A 14532-nucleotide genomic window follows, 5' to 3' on the forward strand; every position below is an offset into this window, starting at 1 on the left:
ATTTTATTATGGAAATAAAAAAAAGTGCTACAACGAGCATTATTAGAAGAGAAAGTAAAAGATAGTTTTTATGTTCTTTCATGGTTAAAACAAATCAATAGAGCAGTAAATAACGCTGGCAAACAGAGAAAATAGATAAGAAATCGAATAAGAAAACATTTTTTTCTGCGAGCTATGACTCTTAAGCCTTATAACGGATGCAGCAAACCAAATAAAAACACACCCTTCAATAATTGCCATACTGAGGTAAAATAGAGCCTTTTTCAAAAATAGTGCTGGAAGTAAGCTAGTTAATACGAGTAACACGCTATAGATTAATATATATTTCCTCGTTTTTTCTGGACCATAAACGATATTGAACATTGGAATCGATGCTTTTGTATAATCTTCAGATCTATTTAAGGATAGAGCCCAAAAATGTGGTGGAGTCCACATAAAAATTATTAAAAATAGAATACAACTTTCCCAGCTTACAGAGTCAGTTACAACCGCCCAGCCAATCATTGGAGGAAAAGCACCTGCTGCACCACCAATAACAATATTCTGCGGAGTACGCCTTTTGAGCCAAATTGTATACACAAAAACATAAAATAATATGCTAATTGCAAGCAAAGCAGCAGAAACATAGTTCACTGCTATTGCCATGATAAATACTGACAATATTCCAAGAGTTATGCCAAATTCAAGCGCGCTTTCTGCAGAAACTCTATCTGAAGGTATAGGGCGGTTTTTTGTTCTCTCCATAAGCAAGTCTATATCTCTGTCATACCACATATTTATTGCACCTGCAGATCCTGAACCAAGAGCAATGCACATAAGAGATATTAGTGCAAGGAAAGGATGAATGCTACCTGGTGCAGCAACCATTCCAGCAATTGCAGTAAACACTACAAGGTACATTATCCTTGGCTTCAGCAAATGCCAAAAATCCAGTATTGTTGATTCAACATTTAGCAAAACACTTGTGTACATTCTATTTTATCACTGGTGGTTTTTCAAAAGTATGAAAAGGTGGTGGTGAAGATACCGTCCATTCTAAAGTGTCACCTTCCCAAGGATTATCTCCAGTTTTTTTGCCCCACTTAAAGAGATGTATAACTATAAATACAAAAAACATAACTGAAAGAAAGGACATATATGAGCCAATTGAGGATATATAATTCCAAGGGATAAACGCGTCGGGATAATCAGGTATACGCCTTGGCATACCTGCTAATCCCAGGAAATGCTGGGGTAAGAAAGTGACATTGGTGCTAATAAAAGTGAGCCAAAAGTGTATCTTTCCTAAACACTCGTTATATTGCTTACCTGACATTTTGCCTATCCAATAATAAAAACCGGCGAAAGCTCCAAATAATGCAGCAAGCGACATGACATAGTGAAAGTGAGCAACGACATAATAGGTATCGTGCAAAAGCTTATCTATTCCACCGTGAGAAAGAATTATTCCGGTTATACCACCTCCAACAAACATGAAAATAAAACCTAATGCAAACAGCATTGGTGTCTTCAATTCAATCGCTCCACCCCACATAGTTGCAATCCAACTAAAGACTTTTACACCAGTTATAACACCAATGAAAATTGTGCTAGTGCTAAAAAATATAGCAGCATCCTCGCTAAGCCCAACAGTAAACATATGGTGAGCCCAAACCATGAAGCCAAACGTTGCTATTCCTATCATGGCATAAACCATTCCCATATAACCAAATACTGGCCTATGAGAAAAAGTTGACACAATCTGACTGATGATACCAAATGCAGGAAAAATAATTATGTAAACTTCTGGATGACCAAAAAACCAAAACAGATGTTGAAATAACACAGGATCACCACCACCAGCAGGATCAAAAAAGGAGGTACCTATATTACGATCAGTGAGCAGCATAGTTATAGCACCAGCAAGTACCGGTAAGGCAACAATTAACATAAATGACGTGAGTAAAATAGACCAAACAAATAGTGGTATCTTAGTTAGTGACATACCTTTTGCACGCATATTGAATATGGTAACTATAAAGTTGATCGCCCCAACAATTGATGACATACCAGCAATATGAAGTGCAAGTATAGCAAGATCAACTCCTGCACTTGGGTGGGACATAATTTGCGACAAAGGTGGGTATAAAGTCCATCCTGTTCCAGGACCTTCGCCAGCAAATACCGAGAGGATAAGCAAAATAAAAGATGAAACTAACAACCAAAAACTTAAATTATTCATACGAGGAAATGCCATATCTGGTGCACCAATCATGAGAGGTACGAACCAATTACCAAATCCTCCCATTAAGGCTGGCATTATCATAAAAAACACCATTATTACCGCATGCCCTGTAATCATTACGTTATATAGCTGGTAATTATTGTTAAGTATATTAATGTGCATTAGCTGAGTACGAATAATTACCGATAATAATCCACCAATAATTCCAGCTAATATGGAAAAAATAATGTATAGTGTCCCTATATCTTTGTGATTAGTAGAAAACAGCCAACGTCTTATACCTTTTGGTACATCACTCATATCTATACTCCAAACTTAACTTACTAATTTTTTATCTTCAATCCACTTATTAAAATCTTCTTTACTCACTGCTTCAACAACAATTGGCATAAATCCATGACCTTGACCACATAGTTCATAACATTGCCCATAATAAATACCGGGCTTTGTGACGTTAAACCATGCTTCATTCAGCCTACCTGGTATTGCATCAATTTTTATACCAAAAGCCGGTATTCCCCAGCTATGTATTACATCTCCTGCTGTCACTTGTAAACGAATATTAGTATTGATAGGTAAAATAACGTTATTATCAACAGAGAATAGTTTTAAATCTCTTTCGGTAAAGTCTTCTTTTCCTTTTATATAGCTGTCAAATGAAATACCTTGATATTCTGGGTACTGGTAACTCCAATACCATTGATGACCAATAACTTTTAGTGTTATGTCAGCTTTTGGCACTTTCTCCTGTAGTTTAATTAATTCAGCATTTTTAAAAGCCAATACCCCAACAATAATCGTTGGTATAACAAACCAGATAATTTCTACAAAGATATTATGAGTTATTTTACTGACATTTTTCACTTTGCCCTTACGAAAGCGAAATACTACATAAGCAAGCAGGGCCCATACAAAAAGCATAATTGCAATCATTACACTCATCACAAACGAATGTGACTTAACTACAGCCTCCATCATCTCAGTTGCAGGCGTAGGAAATCCAAATTGCCAAGAAGTAGGAGCAGAAGCAATTGATATGTTTGAGTAAAACATTATCAATAATGCAAATAACTTCACCATATTTTTTGCTGTAAAACTAACTGTATAATAATATATATACACTTACTATGCAAACAGAGATTATAGAATGTACACAAGTGTTTTGCTAAATATTGAATCAAAAGTAAATGATGATTAATGTTTTTTTAGCATTTAATAAATATACTAATACGATACTAACTTGAGGAAAAAGCATTTACATGAATCTATTTTAAGTTAAAATATTATAATATTTTAAGTTAAGTATTTACTTTAAGGAAGTTCTATAATAAGTTTAATAGTGTCTGTTATTGCTAATAACCCTCTAGCCTCACACCTAAAAGCAGTAACAGACACTATTAAACTTTAGGTAAGTTTGTCTATTTATAATTCATTAAGGTAAAAATCTTACTAATTCCTTTAATTCTATTATACAGCTGAGTTTACTAATTAACCTTTAATGTTTACGTTAGCATTTGCATCTTAAATCAAAGATTTACATATTATAGAAAATAATTATAAAATAATACACTACTTGTGTGTAAATTTTTTTGCATATCAAACTCTGTAAACAAATTTTTTAGAAAAGCAAAATAAATTATCTCTCTATGAAAGATCTATCGAATGTTGCAATTATAGGTGTAAACAAGAACGATAAAAGAGTGCGGGATTGAGTAACTATATATACTTCTGCTGGCATACCAGGATATAGGTATACGTTTTTAAATTGAGCAAGTTCTGATTTTGGTATCACCACTCGCACTGAATAATAACGCCCCATCCTTGGATCATCAAGAGCATCAGGGGAAATATGGTTTACTATACCGTTAATTAAACTTAAGCGACGTGCACTATAAGCGCTCAGCCTTACTTTAACTTTTAGCCCTTCTAGTCCGTCGATAGAGACTATATTGCTATCTTTCTTTTTTGCTGACAGTATCTCTTCTATGTTTCTGGTTAGAACTTTAGCATCTATTATTAGATCATCATCTGATGGTACTATACTCATGATTGGAACTCCAGATTGTATAACACCACCTTCAGTGTGGTATCTTATATCTGTAACTATACCATCTTGAGGTGATTTAATTATTGTACGTGCTAACGAATCTTCAGCAACCATCAGCCTCTCTTTTAAGTCTGCAATAGATGTATTAACTTCCTTAAGCTCAGCATTTGCTCTTTCTTGAGCATCATTCTTCACATTTATAATCTCTAACTCATTTTCTCCAATCTTTTGCTGTACTTGAGATATTGCAGAACGGTAATGTCCAACTCTACCCTCAATTTCAGCAAACTGTTTTTCTAAAGCTAAAATGTGTGGTTTGCTTATATGGCCACTATCAAGTAATTGTCTTTTTGTTTCTAACTCCTCAGTTATCAAGTCATATTGCTTATGGGCTGCATTTAGTTGAAAATTTAGCCCTGCTAATTCATCATTTAACTGCTTTATACGTTGTTGCAGTATGTCAGTTTTTCCTAATATACTCTTTCTCTGAGAGTTGAACAACTTTACCTGATTCTTTATCGCTTTATTTACAAGTTCATCGTTAGATAATCTTTTAACCTCATCAGAAAATTCTAGCGTATCTAAGTCTCCCCTAATTGCAATAAGTCTTGCTTCAGTTGCCAAAAATGATAAGAGTTTTTCTTTAATTATACTCAAATTTGCCTTTTCGTTAACATCACTTAATAAAACTAAAGGCTCATCTTTTTTAACTGTTTGACCTTCTTTTACTAAAATTTTGCTTATTATTCCCCCACCCAAGTGTTGAACTATTTTTCTATTTGAAGAGACAATAACTTCTCCACTTGCATGCACTGCTCCGTCAATTGGAGCTATAGCTGACCAAATACCACCTATCCCAAAAAAGATGAATATCACCACTAAACCAAAAAATAGTGGTCCCCATGTGACTTTTAGGACTTCATTTACGTTATTACTCTCACGTTTAAAAATAAAATTTATCATCGCATCAATCCATGCGAACGTCTTATCCAAAAATTGATATTTCTTCTTTCTATTTCCTGCCCCTTGCATATCTATATCATCGCCACCAATCAGGCCTGTCAAAGAAAGTCCAGCACTAAGTTTTTTTAACTTACTCATTATAATGCTACTTTGAATTCTTGTTAATCAGAATAACACACAAAAACAAAGAATCTATAACTTAAGCATTTTACTTAGACTGTGAGACATTAGAATAAACTATTTAGTAACAATTCTTATACTCCATTCAATGGTTCAGCATTAGGCTAGAAAATCAAAAAGGTTTTACAATAACCATAATAACTATAATTATTATTAACACTGTTACTGCTTCGTTTAAAACACGAAAATAAACGTGAGTTTTCTTATTCAAGCCCACTGCAAAATTTTTCCTATGCTTTGCAAGTAGGACATGAATAGCAAACATTAAGAATAATGCTAGCGCTTTTACATGAAACCACCCTTCGCAATATGCTTCCCTAATAATCATTAGCATAATTCCAAAACTAAGGGAGAAAAGCATTGCAGGGTTTATGATATATCTAAGGAGTCTCTTCTCCATTATTTGAAGTAAGCTGTCATTTTCTGACCCTGGTTTTACAGATGCATGGTAAACATAAAGCCTTGGCAAATAGAGCATACCTGCCACCCACATAATTACAGAGATAACGTGAAAAGCTTCAAGCCAGTGATAGTAGTCCATATAGATAGTATTATAAAATGTTAAAGATTTCTGGTATGATTTCAGTTTAATAAAAGAAAGTCAATATGAAAGCAGGAAATTTCACTAAAGAGCAAGTGATTGGGTTCTACAGAAAAATGCTTCTAATACGCAGATTTGAGGAAAAAGCAGGACAATTATACGGAATGGGATTAATAGGCGGATTCTGTCACTTATCAATAGGGCAAGAAGCAGTTGCAGTTGGGACTCAAGCTGCATCAAAACCTGGTGATGCTTTTATCACAAGCTATAGAGACCATGGCTTAATGCTTGCATGTAATTCTGATCCAAATGTTGTGATGGCAGAACTAAACGGCAAAGAAACAGGGTGTTCAAAAGGTAAAGGTGGCTCCATGCACATATTTGATGTTGAAAAAAATTTCTTTGGTGGACATGGAATAGTAGGTGCACAAGTCCCAATTGGTACAGGAATAGCATTTGCTAATAAATACAAGAAAAAAGATAACGTTGTATTCACATATTTTGGTGACGGTGCTGCAAATCAAGGACAAGTATATGAATCATTTAATATGGCATCTTTGTGGAAGTTACCTGTGGTTTATATCATAGAAAATAACGAATACGCAATGGGAACTTCTGTGCAAAGATCAACTTTAGTAACTGAACTATATAAAAGAGGAGAGAGTTTTGGTATTCCTGGAAAACAAGTTGATGGAATGGATTTTTTCTCTGTCTATGAGGTAACAAGTGAAATAGCTGAGCACGTACGTGGGGGAAAAGGACCTCTCTTGCTTGAAATGAAGACATATCGATATCGTGGCCATTCGATGTCAGATCCTGCTACTTATCGCACAAAAGAAGAAGTTGAAGATATGAAGCAAAATCATGATCCTATAAGTAATTTAAAGCAGTATATGAAAGATAATAAAATAGCTTCTGATGAAGAATGCAAAGCTATTGATAAGGAAATACGAGACTTAGTAAAAAAGTCAGAAGATTTTGCTAAAAGTAGTAAAGAGCCAGAGATTGATGAGCTGTATACTGATGTTTATAAATTTGTTAGCTAATCAGTTGCCATCAAAATTATGTTTTGGCCTACTATAGATATTTTTTGGCAGCACTTAACTTTATTATATAACAGCCTAGTCAATAGAAACTGTAGTAACTCTTATATTATTGATATACACCGCTCTTGGATCATAGGTTAAATGAGTTTTATTTGACTTTTTGTGCTAGTTTGCAGAATATAAAGTTATTAATTGAATAAAATACATGACAAAAGAAAACTGGGAGACAGTAATTGGACTTGAGGTACACGCTCAGGTTTCTTCTAAGACAAAGCTATTTTCTAGTTCACTAACGGAATTTGGTACTGAGCACAATACTCAAGTTTCTCTAGTTGATGCGGCAATGCCAGGTACATTGCCAATATTAAATTATTTCTGCATAGAGCAAGCAATATGTACCGGTCTTGCACTTTCTGCAGAAATTAATAAATGCTCTTACTTTGATCGGAAAAATTATTTTTATCCCGATTTACCACAAGGTTACCAAATAACCCAATTCTTTGAGCCAATAGTTAAAAATGGTAAAGTGTTTATCAATAATAATGAAAAAGAAATAAGAATCGCAAGAATTCACTTAGAGCAAGATGCAGGAAAGAGTATTCATGAAGAAAGCAAAACTTACGTAGATTTAAATCGTGCAGGGGTTGCTTTAATGGAAATTGTTTCAGAGCCAGATCTTCGTTCATCTGCAGAAGCTGCAGAATTCATGAAAAAATTGAGGCAGATTTTGCGTTATATCGGTTCATGTGATGGTGATATGGAAAAGGGGTCGCTTCGCTGTGATGCAAATGTTTCTGTTCGCCCAAATGGTAGTAGTGCATTTGGCACCCGCTGTGAAATAAAAAACTTAAATTCAATACGTTATATTGTACAAGCTATAGATTATGAAACACAAAGGCAAATCAAAATTTTGGAAAACGGAGGAGAAATAAGTCAAGATACCTTATTGTTTGATGTCACTTTAGGAAAAACAAAAGTGATGAGAAGCAAAGAAGATTCAAGTGACTATAGATATTTCCCTGAACCTGATTTGCTACCTGTTGAAATAAGCCAAGACAAAATTGATTCTATTAAATCATCTTTACCCGAGTTGCCAGATCAAAAAAAACTTCGATACATAGAGGAATTAGGTATAAATGAATACGATGCAGACGTTATCACTTCTGATAAAGAAATTGCTGATTATTTTGAAAAATTGGTAAGAAAGCACGATTCAAAGATTGCAATTACCTGGTTAACCGTCGAGCTTTTCGGTCGTTTAAATAAAGCAAATATTGATATTGTTAGCTCCCCAATTAAAGCAGATGCTTTATCCGAGCTCCTCGACTTTATCGTCGATGGAACGATCTCTGCTAAACTTGGTAAACAAGTTTTTGATATTATGTTTGAAACTGGAAAGCCTGCATCCCTTATTATAGAAGAGCAGGATCTCAAGCAAATAACTGACACATGTCAAATCTCAGAGGTAATAGATAAAATCATCAATGACAACCAAGATAAAGTTCAAGAATATAAGGGTGGTAAAACAAGATTGTATGGTTTCTTTGTCGGCGAAGTCATGAAATCCACCAAAGGAAAAGCCAGTCCTGATGTCGTAAACTTGGTTTTGAGTGAAAAATTAAAATTGAGTGCCTAGGTGTACGGTCCCAGATCTTTTGCTATTTGCTTGACTTGTTTCTTTACATAGCTTCTAATTTAAATTCTGCTGTCTATTCTTTTTCATTCACAACCTTTTGCAAAACGTTTTGCTTTCTCTCTGCTGGTCACTATTGCTTATATAAAGCAAGTACAGTACTGAATGATGTTGCAAGCACTCAGTTCGGCAATATTATCGATTTAAGACGAAGTTAAGATTTCGATTTTTTATTCAAACTCTTCTGAAAGTTTTTATACATATTGAAGACATCTTGATAATTTAGGTGAGTGTAAACTTGAGTAGTTTCAAGGCTTGAGTGGCCAAGCAGCTGTTGTATTGATCTTATGTCAATATCTTCCTGAAGCAAATGAGTAGCAAAACTATGGCGAAATGCATGTGGAGATAAAATTTCTGGTAAGTTTAAAAATCTTCTTATTTTTTGCAAACGATTAGCAACATAAGTTCTTACCAATTTTTTTCCTCTTACCCCCACAAAAAGATGTCCCGCTTCGTCAAAGTGGGGACAAGCTTTTATATATTCTTGTATACACTTTTTTACTACTGGAAGAATAAATACCTGTCTTTGTTTATCTCCCTTACCTGTTACTATTAAACTTTCATTGCTAATATCACTAACCTTAAGATTCAATGCTTCAGTGATTCTTAAGCCCGTACCATATAGCAGAACGACAATTGCAATTTCTCTTTTTACCACCCAAGGCTCGCCTAGATCAGGCAACTTCATTTCTTCCAATAGAGTTTCTATGTTAGATATTGAAAGTGCTTTAGGTAGAGTTCTTCTCTGAATTGGCCTTGATAAAGAAAATACCGCTTCATTATTTATTTCATAATTGTTTTTTATATATTTGAAAAAATTTCTGATTACTGATAATGCGCGAGTGTTAGATCTCGCATTTACACCTCTTGCATAACGAGAGGTAAACCAACTTCTCAGTTCAGGTATGCTTAATTTTTCCAAAGAGCCAACATTTACTTCTTCACCAATGTGAGTATTTAGGAAACTTATAAGATCCTTGAGGTCCCTCATGTATGACTCCAAAGTGTTTGGTGAATAAGACCTGTTGTACTTTAGCCAATCATACCATTTTTCAATGATTAAACCGAGGTCCACAGTTACTTTTTAAAGAAAGCATCGATGCATGCATCCCTAAAGGCTTCATTTATATCAGGATGAGAGTGACAAATTCTGTATATATCCTCTGCTGCTGCGCCATATGCCATTGCAACCGCTGCTTCATTGATTAATGTATCAGCATATGCTCCTATGATATGCACACCTAGTATTGTATCTGCTCTGCTACAAGTCAGAACTTTCACGAATCCCTCAGCATCGTCAGTGACTTTTGCTCTACCGTTTGCAGCAAATTGACATTTACCAACTTTATACTTTCGACCAGCACTTTTTAGTTCTTCTTCAGTTTTACCGATTGAAGAAACTGCAGGGTGGGTGTAAATGACTGACGGTATGATTTCATAATCAACGTGAGGCAATTGCCTTGCTAGTATCTCTGCAACTGCCACCCCTTCTTCCTCAGCTTTGTGAGCAAGCATTGCTCCACCAATCACATCACCAATAGCAAATATTCCTTTCACATTAGTTTCATATCTGTTGTTAACTTGAACGAAACCACGATTATCTTTTTCCATTTTTTCATCAATACCAAGACCATCAGTACATGGTTTGCGTCCTGCTGCCACCAATACCTTATCCGCCTCTATAGTGTTTATTTGATTATCTTTTACAGAGCAAACTTTCACACTCAAAGAGTTACTACTTTGTTTTATCTCTTCAACTTTGGTGCTGAGTAAAAATTTTATTCCCTGCTTTTGTAGACTAGAAAGTAAAGACTTACTTAGTTCGCTATCCATTGCTGCAGCGATTCTATCAAAAAACTCTACTACAGTAACTTCAGAGCCTAGCCTATTCCACACAGAAGACATTTCAAGTCCTATTGCCCCAGCTCCAATTACAACAAGTTTTTTTGGTACTTCAGTTAAAGACAATGCACCAGTTGATGAAATGATATTTTTCTCATCAATATCAATTCCTGGTAGAGAACTAACATCAGAACCAGTTGCAATTACTATATTTTTTGCCTTCAGTACCTTACCTTCAACTGAAACTTCAAGGTTGTCTTGATCAAAAGAAGTAATTTTTCCAAGTCCATTGATCTTAGTAATTTTGTAAAGGTTAAACAGATATTCTATGCCTTTTCCAAGTTCTTGAACTCTAGCGTCTTTATAGCCTAGCATTTCTTTCAAATCGAGACTTACATCCTTAACTTTTATGCCAAGTTTTGATAGATTATTTTTCGCGCTAGCATACTGATAAGAGGAATGGAGTAATGCTTTTGATGGTATACACCCAACTCGCAAACACGTGCCACCAAAAATGCTATTTTTGTCTATACAAGCAACTTTGAGTCCAAGTTTTGCAGCAGCAATAGCGCATTTGTAACCACCTGGACCACCACCTATAATAATCAAATCATAATCAGTCATAAAAAACAAACCTATTTTCTAAAGAATAAACACCATTTCCTTCAGTCGTTATATACATCTTACCATGGGTAAATACTGGAGCATGAAACACATTACCAGGTATTTTAATTACCCTTCCTGTACTTTCAGATCCAGGAAAAACAAATATTGAACCTTTATTACTTGTTACCCAAAGCGTATGGGCATACATAATTGGAACAAACAATTGCACATTCTCTATAAAATCAGATGTCCAAACTGTTTTTCCACTTTGTATGTCGATGCCAATTACCTTATTATCTTTAGTCACCATGAAAATTCTTCCGCCTTCTTTTTGTTTCTCTGCAGGAATAAGAGGGCTATAATATGACTCAATGTTTGATATACTTTTTACTTGTAGTGGCCTTGACCATAAAATATTTCCTGAGTTTACGTCAATGCTATAAATATAAGAGTTGCTCGTAGCTATTAAGATATTATCGTGTACTCTAGGCGTAGTAGTTACATCTGTAAGCTGTGTATCTAAAAGATTTGTAGCTAATTTTTGGCTCCATAGTTTTTTACCTTCTTCATTAAAAGCTATTAACTCACCATTTGAAAATGGTGCTATTATTTTATCATTAGAGATTGTTGGTGAGATGGAATATAAACCTCGAACCTCATTTATACCATTTTGATAAGCCCAAATAGGGCTGCCATCTTTTATATCAAATGCATGTAGATAGTTATCAATAGTCAATACTACCAACTTATTGTTTATTACTATTGCTTTCCCTCTTGCCGGAGCTCTTAATTCTTTTTCCCATTGAATCTCCCCTGTTTTTGCATCTATTGTGTGTAGAATGTTATCCACTACAAAGAAAACATTTTCTTTGTAGCTCGATAAACTCATATTACCAATTTTTTTCCTACTTGAGAGGTATAATTTCCAATTTATAACTCTTGGGTTATCGATATCAAAGGAATATAAGGTACCGTGCTTGTCTGGTAAAATAACGCTATTTTCTGTAAGTATTGGAGCTACATATCCTTGAGATAATTTTTTATCTACTAAACTTATTCGTTCGCTTGCCATTGTATAGTTACTATACAATAACATTATCATGACAATTATTATTTTCATTATTTAGTGAAAACAAGATTCATTAATATACATACTAGAAACGTAAATCACAACGAAAATGTTCTTAATTGTGGATCAAAAGCATTAACGTAATGTCATGCCATTATGTAAAGATTCTCTTACTGTAATAATTTTTATCAAGTATTGATTAAAACACATTTCGATAGCTCAGACTAACGCTGTCAGTAATATTACCATAATATGAAATGGAAATGTACGCAGCATTTTCACGATGAAAGATATTGTTGTAATGTCATTCATTTAAACTATGCATATCAATTTGAAAAATGTACATTGTCTTATGCTATAGTACCTAAAAATAAATGCTCAACATACAAAATAACGCTTCACTTTGCAGGCAATGGATATTCTTGGCAGTACTTGCTCTTGCTTGTTCTGGACTGCTGTCAATAATTGTTATTTTTCTACGATTGCCTTTTATTTCTTCTCTCATTCCTTCTGCACAATATATCTTTGATAATGCACTGGTGATACACGTAAATTTGTCAATTTTGGTATGGATGTGCTCTATAATATCTCTGCTCTTCATCATAAACTTAAAAAACACCAATCATTGGTTTAACTTCTCATGGATTCTCTCAATCCTTTCCATGCTGCTAATGTTTATATCTGCATTTGTTCCAAATACTGAAGTTATCAAAAGTAACTATATACCTGTATTACAAAACAAATTATTTTTACTTGGACTCAGTCTTTTCATTACCAGCATATTGATAAATACAGCTCTAGCCTACATATCAAATAAACAAGACTCATATCTTTCAATCGGACAAATTGGCCTGGTCATTATACTTGTGTCATCATTTCTTTGTGTTGTTTTAGCACATAAAAATATGCCTCCAGGTCTATATCACTCAGACAAGAATTTATTTTATGAATATCTCTTTTGGGGAGGCGGACATTTACTGCAGTTTGCCTTTGCTCAAGCAATGTTTTTAGTTTATTTGATCATACTGAATGCTCGCTATATTAGTCTAAATAAAATTACCATTTTACCACTATTTATAAACACAGTTTTGACCGTAGGTGCGCCGTTTATATACTTTATTTATTCGGCGGATAGTGCTGAATTGATACAGTTTTTTACTTGGCATATGAGAATTGCTGGAGCAGTTCTGCCGTGCTTTTTAACAATATTAGTGTATTGCAACATAAAAACTCTACTCAATGATAAGGGCAATTATCTTCTCCACTCGTTTGTATTGTTCATTTATGGAGGTGTGCTTGGAGTGCTAACTATTGAAGGAAATGTCACTATCCCTGCGCATTATCACGGTTCTGTGGTTGGTATTACTATAGCTTTTATGAATTTTGTCTACTGGCTGTTACCAAAATTGGGCTGTAAAGAAATAAAAAGCTCCATAGTAAGATTACAGATTTACGCTTACAGTTTGGGACATTTTCTCCATATTACTGGCCTTGTTTGGCTTGGTGGATATGGTGCCTTAAGAAAAGTTGCAGATCTGCCAAGTATTTCATCAATGTTAGCACGCACGTGCTTCATTATAGGTGGTGCTATATCAGTTATTGGTGGAATGTTGTTTGTAATAATTGTGCTTTCACATTTGTTAAAAGGCAAAGCGCGTACCAACTAACCCACAGAAACAAAACTAAAAATTTTAGTGTGAAATTACTATATTTACTTTGTACTATGGCTCAAACAACCTGCTTCAAATTTTGGAAAGGCAGTGAAATGAAAAAAAACTATATCAAGCTACACTGAATTCTTATTTGCTACTCCTTGTGGTTCTTGTGTTCCATTTACTTGAGAGCTAGGTTGCATTATTAAACCACCAGCTAAGAATGCAGATACTGTTGCTATAACAACGATCAACCACATGTCCAATTTAGTTGTATGTTCAAGTGTAATATACACTACTAACCCAACAGCAAGACCAGTACTAGCAGTAGCGATGTATGTTGCTTTTTCTTTTAGTTGTTTATTTGCTTCATTTTTGACTCCTAATATTTTCTTTTCTTGTTGTGAATGCTGGATTTGAGTATTTAGTTTATTTTTTTCAGCTTTTAATTCTATATTTTCGTTCTGAGCTGTCTTCCTTGCATATTCTAAGGATCTATTTAACCGTTTAGCTCTATCCTTTTTAGTTTGTAAGTCTTTATTTTCCGCCTCTAGCTGCTCAAGTTTATTTATTTTTTGTTTCATTTCACTTTTCATTTCATTTTTTAATTCATTTCTTATTTTATCTTCTAACAAACTCCTAAGAACCTTTTTCATCTATCGGCTCCTC

At 34.4% G+C, this 14532-nt stretch carries 12 protein-coding genes; 3 read left to right on the forward strand and 9 right to left on the reverse strand.

Features of this window, described 5'->3' with window-relative positions; all coding sequences use genetic code 11:
• Window positions 1–84: 84 nt before the first annotated feature.
• The 5 genes from LB100_RS04610 to hemJ all read right to left on the reverse strand — a co-directional run bounded on the left by LB100_RS04610 (window position 85) and on the right by hemJ (window position 5955).
• Entirely contained in the window at window positions 85–972 is an 888-nt protein-coding gene (locus LB100_RS04610) for a heme o synthase (RefSeq protein ID WP_456201572.1), read from the reverse strand.
• Between the two features lies 1 nt (window position 973).
• The gene (ctaD, locus tag LB100_RS04615) at window positions 974–2524 is read right to left on the reverse strand and encodes a cytochrome c oxidase subunit I (protein ID WP_139686463.1); all 1551 of its coding nucleotides are present in this window, start codon (window positions 2522–2524) and stop codon (window positions 974–976) included.
• 15 nt (window positions 2525–2539) lie between these two features.
• Window positions 2540–3304 carry a cytochrome c oxidase subunit II gene (coxB, locus tag LB100_RS04620; RefSeq protein ID WP_456201573.1) on the reverse strand — a complete coding sequence of 255 codons (765 nt, stop codon included), beginning with the start codon at window positions 3302–3304 and terminating at the stop codon, window positions 2540–2542.
• Window positions 3305–3860: 556 nt separating this feature from the next.
• Window positions 3861–5372, reverse strand: coding sequence for an HlyD family type I secretion periplasmic adaptor subunit (locus LB100_RS04625; protein WP_456201574.1), 1512 nt, complete (start codon window positions 5370–5372; stop codon window positions 3861–3863).
• A gap of 154 nt (window positions 5373–5526) precedes the next feature.
• Complete coding sequence (gene hemJ / locus LB100_RS04630) at window positions 5527–5955, reverse strand: protoporphyrinogen oxidase HemJ (protein ID WP_456201575.1); 429 nt, start codon at window positions 5953–5955, stop codon at window positions 5527–5529.
• Window positions 5956–6020: 65 nt separating this feature from the next.
• On the opposite strand from hemJ, the gene pdhA reads away from it, so the two are divergent.
• Both pdhA and gatB read left to right on the forward strand, forming a co-directional pair.
• Window positions 6021–7001, forward strand: a complete 981-nt coding sequence (gene pdhA / locus LB100_RS04635) for a pyruvate dehydrogenase (acetyl-transferring) E1 component subunit alpha (protein ID WP_007302758.1) — start codon at window positions 6021–6023, stop codon at window positions 6999–7001.
• Between the two features lie 205 nt (window positions 7002–7206).
• Entirely contained in the window at window positions 7207–8637 is a 1431-nt protein-coding gene (gene gatB, locus LB100_RS04640) for an Asp-tRNA(Asn)/Glu-tRNA(Gln) amidotransferase subunit GatB (protein WP_456201576.1), read from the forward strand.
• 211 nt (window positions 8638–8848) lie between these two features.
• Here the strand turns inward: gatB and LB100_RS04645 are convergent, their stop codons facing one another.
• The 3 genes from LB100_RS04645 to LB100_RS04655 are packed head-to-tail and all read right to left on the reverse strand — an operon-like array spanning window position 8849 to window position 12262.
• Window positions 8849–9769, reverse strand: a complete 921-nt coding sequence (locus LB100_RS04645; RefSeq protein WP_456201577.1) for a tyrosine-type recombinase/integrase — start codon at window positions 9767–9769, stop codon at window positions 8849–8851.
• A gap of 2 nt (window positions 9770–9771) precedes the next feature.
• Window positions 9772–11160, reverse strand: a complete 1389-nt coding sequence (gene lpdA / locus LB100_RS04650; protein WP_456201578.1) for a dihydrolipoyl dehydrogenase — start codon at window positions 11158–11160, stop codon at window positions 9772–9774.
• Window positions 11153–12262 (reverse strand): PQQ-like beta-propeller repeat protein, encoded by a 1110-nt coding sequence (locus tag LB100_RS04655; protein ID WP_264375608.1) that lies wholly within the window; start codon window positions 12260–12262, stop codon window positions 11153–11155. The genes lpdA and LB100_RS04655 overlap by 8 nt, the downstream gene beginning before the upstream one ends.
• A gap of 323 nt (window positions 12263–12585) precedes the next feature.
• On the opposite strand from LB100_RS04655, the gene LB100_RS04660 reads away from it, so the two are divergent.
• Window positions 12586–13878: a cbb3-type cytochrome c oxidase subunit I gene (locus LB100_RS04660; RefSeq protein WP_456201579.1), complete on the forward strand. Its 1293-nt coding sequence runs from the start codon at window positions 12586–12588 to the stop codon at window positions 13876–13878.
• Window positions 13879–13997: 119 nt separating this feature from the next.
• On the opposite strand, the gene LB100_RS04665 is transcribed toward LB100_RS04660, so the two are convergent.
• Window positions 13998–14519: a hypothetical protein gene (locus LB100_RS04665; protein ID WP_456201580.1), complete on the reverse strand. Its 522-nt coding sequence runs from the start codon at window positions 14517–14519 to the stop codon at window positions 13998–14000.
• Window positions 14520–14532: the final 13 nt, after the last annotated feature.

Source organism: Wolbachia endosymbiont of Protocalliphora sialia, from assembly GCF_053891855.1.

Excerpts from the sequence above, each read along its gene's own strand:
- LB100_RS04660 (WP_456201579.1), top strand. The coding sequence starts at position 12,586 with ATGCTCAACATACAAAATAACGCTTCACTTTGCAGGCAATGGATATTC.
- lpdA (WP_456201578.1), bottom strand. The coding sequence starts at position 11,160 with ATGACTGATTATGATTTGATTATTATAGGTGGTGGTCCAGGTGGTTAC.
- ctaD (WP_139686463.1), bottom strand. The coding sequence starts at position 2,524 with ATGAGTGATGTACCAAAAGGTATAAGACGTTGGCTGTTTTCTACTAAT.
- pdhA (WP_007302758.1), top strand. The coding sequence starts at position 6,021 with ATGAAAGCAGGAAATTTCACTAAAGAGCAAGTGATTGGGTTCTACAGA.
- gatB (WP_456201576.1), top strand. The coding sequence starts at position 7,207 with ATGACAAAAGAAAACTGGGAGACAGTAATTGGACTTGAGGTACACGCT.
- coxB (WP_456201573.1), bottom strand. The coding sequence starts at position 3,304 with ATGGTGAAGTTATTTGCATTATTGATAATGTTTTACTCAAACATATCA.
- LB100_RS04665 (WP_456201580.1), bottom strand. The coding sequence starts at position 14,519 with ATGAAAAAGGTTCTTAGGAGTTTGTTAGAAGATAAAATAAGAAATGAA.
- hemJ (WP_456201575.1), bottom strand. The coding sequence starts at position 5,955 with ATGGACTACTATCACTGGCTTGAAGCTTTTCACGTTATCTCTGTAATT.
- LB100_RS04610 (WP_456201572.1), bottom strand. The coding sequence starts at position 972 with ATGTACACAAGTGTTTTGCTAAATGTTGAATCAACAATACTGGATTTT.
- LB100_RS04625 (WP_456201574.1), bottom strand. The coding sequence starts at position 5,372 with ATGAGTAAGTTAAAAAAACTTAGTGCTGGACTTTCTTTGACAGGCCTG.
- LB100_RS04655 (WP_264375608.1), bottom strand. The coding sequence starts at position 12,262 with ATGAAAATAATAATTGTCATGATAATGTTATTGTATAGTAACTATACA.